The sequence below is a fragment of the Staphylococcus sp. M0911 genome (genome assembly GCF_003491325.1).
Lineage (GTDB): Bacteria > Bacillota > Bacilli > Staphylococcales > Staphylococcaceae > Staphylococcus > Staphylococcus warneri_A.
Window position 1 is genome coordinate 64,300 of sequence record NZ_CP022881.1, and the last position, 14,665, is coordinate 78,964.

Consider the following 14,665-nt stretch of genomic DNA (forward strand, 5'->3'; position numbering starts at 1 on the left):
ACAATCGCATGGTTGGGAGTTGTTTTTGTATTATGAGTGTTTCGTATTTTTTTGCCAAGGCATTGGTATGTGTAAGTGCATTAAATCGAATTTTTTAATGAGTGTACCAATAATAAAGGCGAGTACTAGACTTGTGATAGCTACGGCAATAATTGTAATCGCTGATGAAACTGGATTGTTAAAGCCAAATAAGACAATCGCACCTGCGATAGGTGTTGCCATACCAGTGACACCAATTTTCAGTCCACTAAATGCAATAATACAAGCATTGACCATACCAATAAGAGCATTCGTACCGTATAAAACGGGCGCATATCTTACGATTAAATCAATTTGTGTTAAAGGCTCGATAAAGACTGCAAATCGATTTGGTTTTTCGCCAATTTTCAAAATGTTGAATAATGTGAAGTTTACAAATGACGCACCTGTACAAGTAATAGCACCAATGGCCATTGGTAGTCCTGTAAGGCCTAAGATACTTGCGAGCACCATTGAACTTAATGGCGTCATACTTGTAACTGGAATAATTAAGCCTAAGATGATCGCTAGAGCATATGGACTACTGTCGCCAACTGAGTTCACGGCACCTGCAATTTGATTTAATACGGCTGTAACACCTGGATTAATCAGTGATGCAAGTCCATATACTAATGCCGGTGCAATGAGTATCACTGCGATTAAATCTAAACCTTCAGGCACTTTCTTCTGAATCAATTTAATAATAAATGCAACTATATATGAAGCGATAAACGCTGGTAATAAACTGAAATCCTTTAATACAAGACCGACGATAATAGCGAAGACAGGTGATACACCTAAATTGATACATGCGAGGATACCTACTGCAATACCACCTAGACTACCCGCAAGGTCCCCGATGTCTTGTAAGAATTTAATATGTAAGATACCACCAATTGCATAACTTAAGAATGCTTGAGGTAGGAATGTAGCACAAGCAGCACCAGATAAAGCTTGTAAGCCTTCCTTACCATATGGTGCGAATTTAAGGAACAATGTCATAATGACCAACACGATAACGAGTGTTCCGACGCCTAATATAATATTCATGTCATTAAACCCCTTTAGTAGAAATAAGAATTGTTCTATAAAAAATCATTTGACAATTGTAACATAATGTTCAAAAAATTAAATCGTCCACAAACCATTATTAATCAATATTTAATTTTTTTGAAAATTCAAATGAAATGCCTCTAACCTCCTTTGATAGACACGTCGAGGGAATGTAAATGAAACAATATACTTCAATATTCAAAATAATATTTTTAACAATATAGACAAAAAAGATGGCAATTTACATGAATAAAATGATGATTTGGGGTATATAATAAACACGTAAAGAGGGGGAGATAGTCATGAAATTTTTTAAACTAGATTATCAACATCATAAAGATATTGTAGATGATAATGTGTTAACAATGTTTGTGCTTGCAAAAGATAAAGATGAAGTGGAAGCATTCGCAAAGAAATTAGGGTATGCGGTCGAAAATATTAAGAAATTAACTGAAAAAGAATTCGAACATGAAAAAGAAGTGACAGAACATTATAGATTAGAACATGCAGATCAATATTTATAATGTTGTAATACGATAATTGAGGTATTAAAACGAGGAGCTGTGGATGATTGATCTACAGCTTTTTGAATATAAAAAAGAATCGATGATGAATAAGATGAATTCATTAAAAGGGTGTGTTACATCATGTATATTGGTAAGCATTCACAAATCAATGATTATGAAGAAATAAAACGATTTATGCAGCACAACAATTTTGCGACGATCGTAACGAGTAACGACGTAAAACCCATCGCGTCACATATTCCCGTGATGATTTCAGAACAAGATGATCAATTAGTGATTACAGGACATTTAGCGAAACATAATGAATTGGTACAAATGATAGAACATAACGCACATGTATTAGTGATCTTCCAAGGACCAGACTCCTATATTTCCTCTACATGGTACGAGACAGAAGATGTACCGACATGGGATTATCAAAGTGTGCATGTATATGGGGAAGGACGATTATTGAATCATGACGAACTAGTATCTGATTTGAAGCAATTATTGAATCAATATGAAGGCCATAAAGATGATGGTGCAACTTGGAATCATTTATCAGAAGATACTAAGAGACAAATACATGGGATTGTCGGATTTCAAGTTAAAGTGAATGACATAGAAGCAGTATATAAACTTAGTCAAAATAGAAGTAAGCAGGAAAAAGTGAATATTGTTAAGCAATTAAAGGCGTCGGGCAATCAAAAGGAAAGTAAAATTGCTAAAGAAATAGAGAAATATTAAGACATTATTTTATAGAATTCATGAATAACATAAACTTGGGAGGATTAGGTAGCAATGAGAGAAATAGACAAATTAGATAAAGGTATGCCGTATCATTTTGATGATGAGGAAGTGGCGGCACGTAAAGCTAGAGCAGCACAATTATGCCAAGAATTTAATGCCATTCCTGCTACAGAACCGGCACAACAAGAAAGCAAAATCCGCCAGATATTAGGGTCTGCTGGTGAAAACATTTCATTCCAAGCGACATTCAATTGTGATAACGGGAAAAATATACATGTCGGACATGACGTCTTAACAAACTATAACCTTACCATTCTAGATATAGCGCCAGTGAATATTGGGAACCATGTGATGATAGGTCCTAATGTCGATATTTATACTGTTAACCATCCATTAAGCGCAAAAGGAAGACGAGAGTATTTAGCTCAAGCAAGTCCTGTAAATATAGGCGACGATGTTTGGATAGGTGGCAAAGTCACGATTACTCCAGGAGTGACTATTGGAAATAATGTAGTGATTGCCTCAGGTGCAGTAGTCACAAAGGATATACCAGATAATACCCTTGCAGCAGGTGTACCGGCAAAAGTCATTAAAGAATTAGAAGAATAGCAGTTTGATAACTGATTGATAAAACAAATATATGAGAATGAAGTGCTATACAAATGGTGTATAGTACTTTTTTTAAAAATATCACTCAATGTGTTATTTTACATTTTATAAAGTAATAATGATGTATTATTGTCTAATTTTTTAAAATTTTCTTGTTATTTACATTTTTCCTTTACAAAATATCATGTATAATGAATAAAAAATAACTAGGAGAATAAACAGACATGATGAAAAACAAATTGACTTTAAAAGAGAACATTTTTATCGGATCAATGCTATTTGGTTTATTCTTTGGTGCTGGGAATATTATTTTCCCAATTCATCTTGGACAAACAGCAGGGTCAAACGTATTTATTGCCAATTTAGGCTTTTTAATTACTGCTATCGGATTACCGTTTTTAGGTATTATCGCTATCGGTATGTCTAAAACAAACGGTATTTTTGAAATTACGTCAAGAGTTAGTAAAACATATGCATACATATTTACGATTGGTTTGTATCTAGTCATTGGGCCATTCTTTGCGTTACCTAGGTTAGCAACAACATCTTTTGAAATTGCATTTTCACCATTCATTTCACCTGATGTTGCGAAGATTTACTTACCGATCTTTAGTATTATTTTCTTCTTATTAGCTTGGTTCTTTGCGAGAAAGCCGTCTAAAATTTTAGATTACATAGGTAAATTTTTAAATCCAGTCTTTTTAGTTTTATTAGGTATTGTTGTAGTCTTAGCGTTCATCCATCCATTAGGTGGGTTAACGAATGCGCCTGTGAGTGCAGATTACGATAAGAGTCCATTACTTAAAGGATTCATTGATGGTTATAACACGTTAGATGCATTAGCATCATTAGCCTTTGGTATTATTATTGTATCTACGATTAAAAAGTTAGGTATCACAAATCCTAACAGCATCGCCAAAGAAACATTTAAATCAGGAACTATCAGTATTGTATTAATGGGGATTATCTATAGTTTACTTGCGTTTATGGGTACAATGAGTATCGGTAAATTTAAAGTGAGTGAAAATGGTGGTATTGCATTAGCTCAAATCGCGAGACACTATCTTGGAGATTACGGAATTATCGTATTATCTCTAATCGTAATTGTCGCATGTTTAAAAACAGCGATTGGTTTAATCACTGCTTTCTCTGAAACATTTACAGAGTTATTCCCGAAACGTAGTTACTTAATGTTTGCGACAGTGGTAAGTATCTTAGCATGTATTTTTGCTAATGTTGGTTTAACTAAAATCATTATGTATTCAACGCCAGTATTGATGTTCATTTATCCATTGGCTATTACAATTATTTTATTAACTTTAGTAAGTCCATTATTCAATCATTCGAAAATTGTATATCGATTTACGATTTTCTTCACAATGATCGCGTCATTTATCGATGGTGTTAAGGCTAGTCCAGAGCCATTTTTGAAAACATCATTCGCTAAATTTATCATTTCATTAGGTGAAAAATACCTACCATTCTTTGATATTGGTATGGGTTGGATTCTACCGGCATTAATCGGATTTATCATTGGATTGATTGTTTATAAAATCCGCTCGAATAAGTCAACGACAACAGAATAATTGACTATATAGCGTCTATCTTACATTTGAGATAGGCGCTATTTTTTAAACAATGACAGAGCGACAGCGTATGACTTAAATAAATATTTATTTGCGCTTAACAATGAGTTAATAATCATTAATTACGCTTAATCTAAAATAAAATAAGGGATGGTTAATATGGAAATTGTGAAGTCAAAGCAAGATTTATATCGAATCATTGATGACGCGGACAAACAACATACATCCAATATGTTGTTATTGATGATATTAGGAACGATATTTTTAGATGCATATGATATTACCATTTTAGGAACGATGACAGACCAAATCACGAAAGAATTCAATTTATCTCCAACCATGCTATCATTCGTGATGACATCATTACCTGTAGGTGCATTAATTGGTGCGATTTTTGGAGGGACACTCGCGCATCGATTTGGTAGAAAGCGTATCCTTTCAATATCATTGTTAATATTAATGATTACGTCTTTAGGTGCAGCATTTTCGCCTAATATTATGACCTTATTGATATTTAGATTTCTGATGGGCATTGCGATAGGTATGGACAGTCCAGTAGCGTTTACATTTATTGCAGAAATTAGTAACAAAGTCCAACGAGGTCGTAACGTTAACTACTGGCAAGTCGTATGGTACATAGCGATTGTGACATCGTCGTTAGTGGTCATTGCATTTTTCTTAATGGGAGCAGGAGAAACATTATGGCGTATGGCAGTTGGATTTGGGGCTTGTATTGCTTTAGTGCTATATATCATGCGATTAAAGTATTTACAAGAAAGTCCGACTTGGATTATTGATCACTTTTCACTTGAAAAGGCGACACACTATATTCAGAAACATTACGATGTGCAGTTGAAATTAGATGAAAGACAAGGAGAACATCAATCAAACGCACAACAACAATCATATAAAGTACTACTTAAAAAACCATATTTAAAGAGATTAACACTAGCAACAGCGATATCAACATTACAAGGTATGCAGTACTACGCAGTGGGATTATATATTCCAATTATTGCTAAATATATGATAAGTGAGGATAAGTTAGGGGTCTTATTTGGTACAGCAATTGTCAATGTTGCTGGTATCATCGGTGCGTACTTAGGTGCACAGTATACATATCGTCTAGGTACAAGAAAACTTACAATGATAGGTTTCGGTATTGTCTTATTTGTTATGGTTGTAACAGGCCTATTTTACAATAACTTACCAATGGTGATTAATACATGTTTAATTGCATTGTTCTTATTCGGTCATTCAGGTGGACCAGGAACGCAAGGTAAGACAATTGGTGCATTATCATTCCCAACACATTTACGTTCACAAGCGACAGGTATTGTGGAGTCAGTGAGTCGAACGGGTAGTATTATAGGAACGTTTGTATTTCCGATTATATTAGCAGCAGTCGGATTAAACCAAACGATGTTATGGATTGGTCTCGTACCACTAATCGGTCTTGTCATTACATTTGTATTGAAATGGGAACCTGTTGGTAAAAATGTTGAAGATGAATAATTTAAGTATAGGCTAGAAAGTGAATCAATGAGAGTATAATTGTATCAATCCACTATAAAGATTGAAATGACAAGGGTTATAGAACTAAGGGTAAGACTTCCGTATGTCTGAAGGTAGACAAACGGAAGTCTTATTTGTTGAGTAATTCTATGCAACTTCCCCTCCCCTACTACCCTTTGAATGTTCAAACATATCCCTTTATATCATCTGTTTATCGTAATAATTCCAATTAATAAAAATATACACATTTTAATATATTTTGTAACTTTAATTGTGTTAATATTTAGATAACTTGATAATCAGTCATAACTAACTTTCATATGTAAGGGGGAAGGGCATATGCCTAAAAAGTTATTTAGTATTGATTTAAACAAGAAGATGGATCAACAAGCACATCCAGGACACAATCGATGGCATCCAGATATTCCAGCAGCATTTTCAGTAGATCCAGGAGAATCATTTAGAATGGAATGCTTAGATTGGACAGATGGGCAAGTAGCCAATAATGATGATCCAAGTGATATCAAACACGTGAACTTAAATCGTGTACATGTTTTAAGTGGTCCAGTGCATGTAAACAACGTACAACCGGGTGATTTACTTGTAGTAGATATCTTGGATATCGGTGTTTTTGATGAACATCAATGGGGGTTCAATGGTATTTTCGATAAAACAAATGGCGGCAGTTTCTTAGTTGACCATTATCCAAATGCACAGAAATCAATTTGGGATTTTAATGGTATTTATGCGACGAGTAGACATGTACCAGGTGTTGAATTTGTAGGACAGATTCATCCAGGATTGATTGGTGTGGCACCTACTCAAGAGATGCTAGATGAATGGAATCGTCGCGAGAAAGAATTAGTGGATACGGATCCAAATCGTGAACCAGTCTTAGCTAACTTACCTGATACGGATGCGGTTGTGGCCGGAACCTTAACTGGTAAAGACTTTGATAGAGTGGCGAGAGAAGGTGCGCGTACTGTACCACCTCGTGAAAATGGTGGAAACTGTGATATTAAGAACTTATCAAAGGGCTCTCGTATCTATTTCCCTGTATTTGTTGAAGGCGCAAAACTTTCAGTCGGAGATTTACATTTCTCTCAAGGGGATGGAGAAATAACCTTCTGTGGTGGTATCGAAATGCCGGGATGGATTGATTTAAGAGTTAATGTTATTAAAAATGGTATGGAAAAATATCATATTAAAAAGAACCCTGCGTTTAAACCAGGACCAGTAATGCCGAATTATACAGATTATATTGTGTTTGAAGGTATTTCTGTAAATGAATTCAGTGGTAAACAAACATATCTAGATGCCAATACTGCGTACCGAAATGCGGTATTAAATGCAATTGAATTCCTAAAAACACGTGGATTTACAGGTGAACAAGCTTATATGTTATTAGGTACTGCACCGGTACAAGGTACAGTCGCAGGTATAGTGGACGTGCCTAATGCATGTTGTACGATTGCGATTCCAAGAGAGATCTTCAAAGATGACATCGTACCGAATTTGGAGCCTGATCAATAATGCCTCAATATACTTATGAATGTAAAGAATGTGGCGAATTTACCTTACGCCAATCTATGAAGGAACAACATGATATGGCAGAATGTCCACAATGTCATCATGATGCAAAGCGCGTATTCTCGACATTCCAAACCTATAAAATGGATGGCAAACTGAAACAAAGAATTGAACGAGGGCAAACACCTCGCATCATGTCCAAAGATCAATTACCGAAAATGACACCAAGACCAACCAAACAAAGCAGACCATGGATGGCAGATCATTAGTCTTTGTAGACAACCAAATGACATAATAAAAACCCTCCCACTACAGTTCATGTGAGAGGGTTAACTTATTAGGAAAAAGTGAGATTATTTTAAGTTTGATAAAAATACAGTTGTAGTAGTAACTACTGCAAAGTTAGATAATGCTGAAATAAATGCGTTTTGTACATCTTTGGCCTCTGCCATTTGTCCTTTATATTCAAGGTTACATGTTGCAGTTGTATCTTCGATAAGAATAGGTTCATAACCTAATTCTGCAGCAGCTCGTGTTGTAGAATCGATAAACATGTGCGTCATCATACCAGTGATGACAAGTTGTTCGACGCCATATTCTTGTAATGTATCTTGTAACGTTGTTCCTAAAAAGCTATTAGGATACTGTTTTTCAATAACAATATCATCAGATTGTAGGTTAAACTTTTCATGGATTTCTATGCCATCTGTGCCAGCTTCAAACAAAGGTGCGTCCTCGGTATGATCAATGTGTTGAATATAAATAACAGGTCGTTCCAAGTGTTTGAATTTATCCTTTAATTGCACAGCGTTGTCTGTCGCAAGCTCTGGATTGACTAAAGGATTTTTACCTCCTTCAAAGTAATCGTTTTGTATATCTATAATAATAAGTGCTTGTTTTTTGGTCATGATATCTCCCCCTTAAATTTTTCTTATTTCTAGCGTAAATCATTTTAAATAAGGTATAAATAGACTATTGAAAGAAATGACTATGAATGACTTTCACAATGAAAAGAGTGAGACAAATGGATCAGATAGATAGACAAATTATCGAATTATTAGAAGAAAATAGTCGATTAACGAATAAACAAATTGGTGATCAAGTGCATATGACAGGACAAGCAGTCGGTAGTAGGATTAATCAATTGATTGACACAGGTGTTATTAATCATTTCACGATTCGCAAATCATACCAGTCTACACAGTTCATCAGAATATTTTTGAATGGTGTATATTTTGATCAAATAAAACAAATAACGATGGATTTTGATCATATTGAACAATTTTATAAAGTGAGTGGAGAAGCTTGTTTTATCGTATTAGCCCATTTCGATAATAAAGAACTAGATCAATATTTAGAGAAAATATCAAATTATGCTCGATATACGGTGGAACACACAGTAGGTGAAAATTTAGTTTGAAATGAGACGTTGTAAGCTGGTAAATCGTATATAAAATACAAATATATATTGACTATTTTTATAGAATAAGGTAACTTTTGATTCTTACATAAAGATGAGAAATGAGTTGGAAATGAATGTCAAAAAGTAGAGTTGAAGCATTTAGTGATGGCGTTATAACCATTATTATTACGATATTAGTATTAGAACTTAAATTACCAGAACATCATCATAGTTTAGAAGCTATTTTAGAATTGAAATATAACTTTATAGCGTATGCAGTTAGCTTTATAGCCATTGCAACAATTTGGATTAGTCATCATCATTTATTAAACCAAATTAGTGAAATCAACAATAAAATATTATGGACGAATATTAATTTCCTTTTTTGGTTATCACTACTACCAACCATCACTGCATGGTTTGGTCATGATATTATGTCATGGCAAGCAGCGTTATTGTATAACATAGATATTATCGCGTTTAATTTGTCATTCATGTTACTAAGAAACCAAGTAATTAAACTATCACCTAAAACGCAAAATCATCATTTGAGTGAAACAAGAGTCAAAGAAATGATTTCATTTGCTAACAATGTTATCACATTGATCATTTCCTTTTTCTTCCCACCGTATGCACTCATTGGATTGTTACTTAATATCTTAATATGGGTGATCCCATTTCATAAACAACATTCATAAATGATAGGTCGAAAATAAGCCTGTTCTAATACGGATATGACTCCTTATTAGAATAGGTATTTTTTATTGTGCTAAAACAGTCGTCCGAATGAGATTGTTTATTTTTACTTTAGAAATCAAATCTTTTGTAATTTAGAAAAATTTTTCTCATAATAAACGGATAGGTGTCCGAATAAAATTTTTAAGGACATTGAATGACTTTTACAATCGATTGGGTCAATGGTTGACGTATCAAACAGAGTCTATATAAAAGGAGTATATTAATGATGAAGAAAATAGATTTACATTCACATTACCTATCACCTGGGTTTGTGAAATTTTTAGATGATTATTTTGATGGTAAAGGAGACGGTGTACCAACGCCAGCATTCTCTGTCGATGACTATTTGAAATTAATGGCAGAAGAAGACATTGATTATGGTGTGCTTTCTATTTCAAGCCCCCATTTGAGTGCTGCACCAGATGAAGTGATGCTTGAACTCACAGAAGAAGTTAATGCCTATGCTGAAGATTTACATCATGCACATAGTGATCAATTAGGTTACTTTGCTTCATTACCACTACCATTAGTTGATGAAAGTATTCGCATGATTGACCATGCTTTAGATGAACAACACGCTCTTGGGTTTACATTGCCAACGAATGCACGTGGTATTTATCTAGGAGATGACCGTTTAGACCAAGTGTTAGCGAAATTGAATGAACGACAAGCGACCGTAGCAATTCATCCTAATGAGCCTAAACCAGTGAATGAATCCATTAAAGCACAAATTTTATCACCATTAATGGAATTCTTTTTCGATACTACACGTACAATCATTTTTATGAGTCAAAACAATGTATTTAGTAAGTATCCTAATATTAAATGGATTGTACCGCATAGTGGTGCATTATTACCTGTCATTGCGCAACGTGTTAATATTGGTAATAAAATGTTTAACGTTGAAAATGGTCCAGATGATATTGAACAAGTGATGCAAAGTTTATACTTTGATTTAGCAGGTATGGTTTTACCACATCAACTTCCAACCTTATTAAAAATGGTAGATGAAAATAAAATCGTATATGGTGCAGATGCGCCTTTTACAACAGATCAAGTCATTAAGCACTTAGTTAAAGATATTGAATCTACAGATTTACTAACAGAAGAGCAAAAAGAAAAATTCTTACATCGCAATGCGAGTCAATTATTAGGATTTTAAAATAAAGCTAACAAAGGAGCCTTCCAATTGGAACGCTCCTTTTTATATTATTTTAATTTGTGCCATCTAATTCCTTATTAGAAAGAACCTCCGCAAAGTCATACGGTGAACGATCACTTAAATGTTTGCCTAACATTTGGTCGGCTCTTGCAGCAGCTTTTTCACTACGTGGGAATAAAGCTTGTTCATATTGTGCGAATGCTGTTTCAATATCATTAGGATGTTCAATAATTGCTTGTGCTAATTCGGATCCGTCAAACATCGCTAAATTAGCACCTTCACCAGCTGGTGTCATGACATGTGCTGCATCACCTAAAATCGTAACTCCAGGTACACGATCCCATTGATGACCTACAGGTAAGGCATGTATTTTACGTAGAATTGGACCTTTTTCACTTTCAGTGATCAGTGCTAATAAGTCATTGTGCCATTGGTCAAATTGATCAGCTAATTGTTTAAGTGCAACGTTAGAATTATTAAAATCAATTTGATCTAATTCTGCCTCTGTTTGTCTTAAAGCAATATAAGTGTGAATGACATTTCCTGGTTCGCGATGTGCTTGGATCCCTTTACCAGGTGCAAGAGCATACATAGCGCCTTGACCTACTATATTGGCTGCGGAAGGATGTTGATTGTCTACATCATATAAATACGTTTCAATTAATGATGTACCTACGTATTGAGGTTTAGCATCAGAGACTAAAGGACGTATCTTAGAGAAAGTACCATCTGCGCCGACAAGGATTTGGGTTGTTACCGTTGTTCCATCAGCAAAGGAAAGTCGGTGTTGGCCGTGCTCTAAACTTTGAATGTCTGTTAATTTTTTATCCCATTGGATGGTATTCGGTTTAAGTGATTGGAGTAGTATTTGTCGTAAGTCACCGCGAAGTACTTCAGGGCGTCCATGATTACCATAATCTGGGATATCTACAATAGTATTGCCGTCTTTATCAATACTTTAGCAGCTGCACCGCCATCATGGATAATTGATTGGAATTGGTCGAAAAGCCCGGCTCTTTGTAATGCGATTTGACCGTCACGTTCATGGATGTCTAACTGCCCACCTTGCGTGCGTGATTCAGCTGAAGGTTCTTTTTCGTAAATTGTCACTGGGATAGAATTTAATTGCAGTACGCGGGCAAGTGTAAGTCCACCAAGCCCCGCACCGATAATTGTAATGTGATTGCTTTCAGTTTGAGACATCATATTCATTCCTTTTCTTTTTTAATTAATGAATCTAAAATAGCTATATTTATTTTCCATCAAGTGTTTCAGTTAAGATTTCGGCTAATTGATATGGTGTGTTCTCTCCTAATAAGATATCTAAGAATTGGTCTGCATGTGCTGCAGCCTTTTCACTTCGTGGAAACATGTCTTTTTCATAACTTGCAATGGCTTGATTGATATCGTTTGGGTGGTTTGCAATTGCTTGTCCTAACATGGCGCCATCGTACATCGCTAAATTAGCACCTTCTCCTGCAGGTGGCATTAAATGAGCTGCATCACCAATCAATGTGACGCCTTTCATTGGATTCCAGCGATGCCCTATTGGCAATGCATAGACTTTACGTAACACAGGCTGACGTTCTGTTTGATTGATGAGTGCTGTTAATGATTCAGGCCATCCATCAAACTCTGATTCGATATGCTTAATTACATGTTGAGTATCGTTAAAGTTGATTTGATTAAACCATTCCTTTGAACGTTGTAAAGTGACATAGGTATGAATAACCTGATTGGGTTCACGATGTGCTTGAAGCCCTTTACCGGGTGCGAGTGCATACATAGCACCATCACCAACCATTGCTGCTGTATCCGAATATTTTTCATCAACATTATAAAGATAAGTTTCAACTGAAGCTACACCAGTATACTCAGGTTGAGCCTCTGATAAGATTGGTCTCACTTTAGAGAAAGCACCATCTGCTCCTACGAGCATATGTGTCGTAGTTGTTGTGCCATCTTCAAATGACAATTCATAGTACCCTTCGGAAAGTGTAGTGACAGACTTCAATTTTTTGTTCCATTGAATCATATGGTCAGGTAATGCGTTAAGTAAAATGTCACGTAAATCACCTCGTAGTACTTCAGGTCGACCGTGAGTACCATCATCAGGATTATCTAGGAGAATACGGCCTTCTTGATTAATTACTCGAGATGCTTCGCCGCCATCTTGAATAATAGCTTGAAAGGCTTCTGTTAAATTTGCTATTTCAAGAGCAATTTGACCATCACGTTCATGGATATCTAACTTTCCACCTTGTGTTCTTACATTTGCTGAAGCTTCACCTTCATATATGACTACAGGAATATGGTTTAAGTAAAGTACGCGCGCTAAGATGAGTCCTCCCATCCCCGCACCGATAATTGTGACTGGTTCTTGTTTATTAAAATTCGTCATAATTTACCTCTCTTTAAAAAATGATTTTGTTTTCAAAAGAAAAATCAAAATATATAAAATGTCTTGTACATTATAAAGAGACTGATGTTATAGATACAACAAACAAGTTAAACATCATTGTAGGAAAATCAACATATTGTTTGAAAATGTAGAACAATGATTTTTGGTTATTTAATAAAGCGGTGGTCATTATGGAATGATATATGTATCGTTTATTAGAGTAGAGTCAAGAGGATATAAGTCTATTCAGCTACTCTGTTTAGTGATAAGATGTAAGCAATATATTGTGATATAGGACGTGTCAGTAAGGGGTAAGGACGTATGAAACGAGTATCAATTAAAGATGTGGCGAAAGAAGCGGGCGTATCAGTAACGACGGTGTCGCACATTTTAAATCAAAATGAAACAAGGTTCTCTAAAGAAACCATTCAAAAGGTATTATTAGCGAAAGACCGTTTAGGCTATATTCCCAATAAAAATGCCCAACAACTCAGAGGCCAAACAAGAAAGTTAATAGGTGTTGTCTTGCCTAACTTAACCAATCCATTCTTCTCTGCGATGATGCAAAGAATGGATGATTGTAAAGCAGATGACGTTGATCTATGTTTTATAGCAACATCAAGTACAGACTTCAAAGATAATATTCAACATCTTGTAGAACGTGGCATAGATGGTCTCGTTATCGGACGATATGTGAATGATCCACATCAATTAAATGATTATCTTAGTAAACATCATGTACCATATGTCTTACTAGATCAAAGTGAAGACCAAGGTTATACCGATATTATTAGAACCAATGAAATAGAGGGGGGTCAGACTGCCGCCCGACATCTTATCGATTTGGGACATCAACAGTTAGCGATTATTCAACCTCACGAGCTGATGGCTAATATGAAAGATCGAGTGAAGGGATTTGAACATACGTGTCAAAGTCATCAGTTGCCAGCCCCTGTCAGAATTTGTACTGAATTGTCTAAAGCGGGGGGACGTGACATTGCTACAAAACTGTTTGAGCATCATGTTACGGGTGTCTTTGCGATAAATGATGAATTAGCGATTGGATGCATACGTGGTTTAACAGAATGTGGTAAATCAGTACCGGATGATTTGTCGGTTGTTGGCTATGATGATATAGACATGGCAGGTTATATGACACCAGCACTCACAACTATTGCCCAATCGGTCGATGACATTGTTCATATCTCGTTGCAATTAATTACCGATAAAATCAATGGCAGACTACATGAAAATAAAAGAGTAGAACTGCCTACTCAATTGATTCAACGAGAAACGACACGACAATTATAAAGATTGCCCCAAAATTAAATAGTGATGTATACATACAAGCCATACAATCAGTCATTGATAAGTATGGCTTTTTTATCGTGTTTA

16 protein-coding genes are annotated in these 14,665 nt (G+C 35.3%); 11 read left to right on the forward strand and 5 right to left on the reverse strand.

What is annotated here, in order from left to right; all coding sequences use genetic code 11:
• Window positions 1-30: 30 nt before the first annotated feature.
• Entirely contained in the window at window positions 31-1,068 is a 1,038-nt protein-coding gene (locus ssp1_RS00280) for a PTS sugar transporter subunit IIC (RefSeq protein ID WP_075777737.1), read from the reverse strand.
• Between the two features lie 305 nt (window positions 1,069-1,373).
• Between ssp1_RS00280 and ssp1_RS00285 the strand changes: the two genes are divergently transcribed.
• From ssp1_RS00285 to ssp1_RS00315, 7 genes are all read left to right on the forward strand, one after another.
• Window positions 1,374-1,595, forward strand: a complete 222-nt coding sequence (locus ssp1_RS00285) for a hypothetical protein (protein ID WP_002450216.1) — start codon at window positions 1,374-1,376, stop codon at window positions 1,593-1,595.
• 123 nt (window positions 1,596-1,718) lie between these two features.
• Entirely contained in the window at window positions 1,719-2,324 is a 606-nt protein-coding gene (locus ssp1_RS00290) for an FMN-binding negative transcriptional regulator (RefSeq protein WP_075777738.1), read from the forward strand.
• Window positions 2,325-2,378: 54 nt separating this feature from the next.
• A complete protein-coding gene (locus ssp1_RS00295) occupies window positions 2,379-2,936 on the forward strand; it encodes a sugar O-acetyltransferase (protein ID WP_075777739.1) in 558 nt (185 codons plus the stop codon).
• Window positions 2,937-3,160: 224 nt separating this feature from the next.
• The gene (brnQ, locus tag ssp1_RS00300; RefSeq protein WP_002450219.1) at window positions 3,161-4,522 is read left to right on the forward strand and encodes a branched-chain amino acid transport system II carrier protein; all 1,362 of its coding nucleotides are present in this window, start codon (window positions 3,161-3,163) and stop codon (window positions 4,520-4,522) included.
• Window positions 4,523-4,681: 159 nt separating this feature from the next.
• Entirely contained in the window at window positions 4,682-6,037 is a 1,356-nt protein-coding gene (locus tag ssp1_RS00305; protein ID WP_075777740.1) for an MFS transporter, read from the forward strand.
• Between the two features lie 339 nt (window positions 6,038-6,376).
• Complete coding sequence (gene fmdA / locus ssp1_RS00310; protein WP_015364571.1) at window positions 6,377-7,570, forward strand: formamidase; 1,194 nt, start codon at window positions 6,377-6,379, stop codon at window positions 7,568-7,570.
• Complete coding sequence (locus ssp1_RS00315) at window positions 7,570-7,836, forward strand: FmdB family zinc ribbon protein (RefSeq protein WP_015364572.1); 267 nt, start codon at window positions 7,570-7,572, stop codon at window positions 7,834-7,836. The genes fmdA and ssp1_RS00315 overlap by 1 nt, the downstream gene beginning before the upstream one ends.
• Before the next feature lie 84 nt (window positions 7,837-7,920).
• On the opposite strand, the gene ssp1_RS00320 is transcribed toward ssp1_RS00315, so the two are convergent.
• Window positions 7,921-8,475, reverse strand: a complete 555-nt coding sequence (locus ssp1_RS00320; RefSeq protein ID WP_118828054.1) for a cysteine hydrolase family protein — start codon at window positions 8,473-8,475, stop codon at window positions 7,921-7,923.
• Between the two features lie 116 nt (window positions 8,476-8,591).
• Here ssp1_RS00320 and ssp1_RS00325 point away from each other — a divergent pair, with 116 nt between their 5' ends.
• The 3 genes from ssp1_RS00325 (at window position 8,592) to ssp1_RS00335 (ending at window position 10,869) form a co-directional block, all read left to right on the forward strand.
• Window positions 8,592-8,987, forward strand: a complete 396-nt coding sequence (locus tag ssp1_RS00325; protein WP_158256662.1) for an AsnC family transcriptional regulator — start codon at window positions 8,592-8,594, stop codon at window positions 8,985-8,987.
• Window positions 8,988-9,103: 116 nt separating this feature from the next.
• Window positions 9,104-9,667 (forward strand): TMEM175 family protein, encoded by a 564-nt coding sequence (locus ssp1_RS00330; protein WP_075777742.1) that lies wholly within the window; start codon window positions 9,104-9,106, stop codon window positions 9,665-9,667.
• 266 nt (window positions 9,668-9,933) lie between these two features.
• Window positions 9,934-10,869: an amidohydrolase family protein gene (locus tag ssp1_RS00335; protein ID WP_107536062.1), complete on the forward strand. Its 936-nt coding sequence runs from the start codon at window positions 9,934-9,936 to the stop codon at window positions 10,867-10,869.
• A gap of 52 nt (window positions 10,870-10,921) precedes the next feature.
• Here the strand turns inward: ssp1_RS00335 and ssp1_RS11970 are convergent, their stop codons facing one another.
• The 3 genes from ssp1_RS11970 to ssp1_RS00345 are packed head-to-tail and all read right to left on the reverse strand — an operon-like array spanning window position 10,922 to window position 13,270.
• Window positions 10,922-11,824, reverse strand: a complete 903-nt coding sequence (locus tag ssp1_RS11970) for an FAD-dependent oxidoreductase (RefSeq protein ID WP_342669753.1) — start codon at window positions 11,822-11,824, stop codon at window positions 10,922-10,924.
• The gene (locus ssp1_RS11975) at window positions 11,797-12,075 is read right to left on the reverse strand and encodes an FAD-dependent oxidoreductase (protein ID WP_240328890.1); all 279 of its coding nucleotides are present in this window, start codon (window positions 12,073-12,075) and stop codon (window positions 11,797-11,799) included. The genes ssp1_RS11970 and ssp1_RS11975 overlap by 28 nt, the downstream gene beginning before the upstream one ends.
• Window positions 12,076-12,121: 46 nt before the next feature.
• Window positions 12,122-13,270 carry an FAD-dependent oxidoreductase gene (locus tag ssp1_RS00345; protein ID WP_075777744.1) on the reverse strand — a complete coding sequence of 383 codons (1,149 nt, stop codon included), beginning with the start codon at window positions 13,268-13,270 and terminating at the stop codon, window positions 12,122-12,124.
• Window positions 13,271-13,591: 321 nt separating this feature from the next.
• Here ssp1_RS00345 and rbsR point away from each other — a divergent pair, with 321 nt between their 5' ends.
• The gene (gene rbsR, locus ssp1_RS00350; protein ID WP_075777745.1) at window positions 13,592-14,581 is read left to right on the forward strand and encodes a ribose utilization transcriptional repressor RbsR; all 990 of its coding nucleotides are present in this window, start codon (window positions 13,592-13,594) and stop codon (window positions 14,579-14,581) included.
• The last annotated feature ends 84 nt before the right edge of the window (window positions 14,582-14,665 follow it).